The sequence below is a fragment of the Paracoccus halophilus genome, from assembly GCF_000763905.1.
GTDB lineage: Bacteria > Pseudomonadota > Alphaproteobacteria > Rhodobacterales > Rhodobacteraceae > Paracoccus > Paracoccus halophilus.
The window spans coordinates 1-403 of the sequence record NZ_JRKN01000114.1 but is presented as its reverse complement, the minus strand read 5'-3'; the positions used below and the strand labels follow the sequence as shown (position 1 = coordinate 403).

1 pseudogene is annotated in these 403 nt (G+C 63.5%); it reads right to left on the bottom strand.

What is annotated here, in order from left to right:
• Positions 1-16: 16 nt before the first annotated feature.
• Positions 17-403 (bottom strand): annotated as a pseudogene (locus IT41_RS20505) (IS3 family transposase); the annotation flags it as partial.

Sequence of the window (403 nt, the reverse complement as noted above, 5' to 3'; positions counted from 1 at the left end):
TCGTTCACCCGGCCCGGCCTGCATCGCGAAGCAGCGCCGCGATCCGGCGATAGCCATAGCGACCGTATTGCCGCGCCAGCTCGATCATGTCTGCGGCCAGCCGGCCTTGGTCGGCGCGACCCTTGGGCAACCTGCGTTGCGTAGACCGATGCTGGTGCAGCACCCGGCAAGCACGGCGTTCGGACACGCCCAGTTCACCAAGAACATGATCAATGCAGGCCCGGCGGCGCGAGGGGCTCAGAAGTTTCCCCGGGCGGTCCTGCAGTTCCCTTTGCAGCCTCCGCCAAAATAAGTTTGCCCAGCGTCAGATCCGAAACTGCGCGTCGGAGCCGTTCATTCTCCAACTGCAGCCGCTTCAGTTCCTTCAACTGATCCACGCCCATCCCACCATATTGCTTGCGCC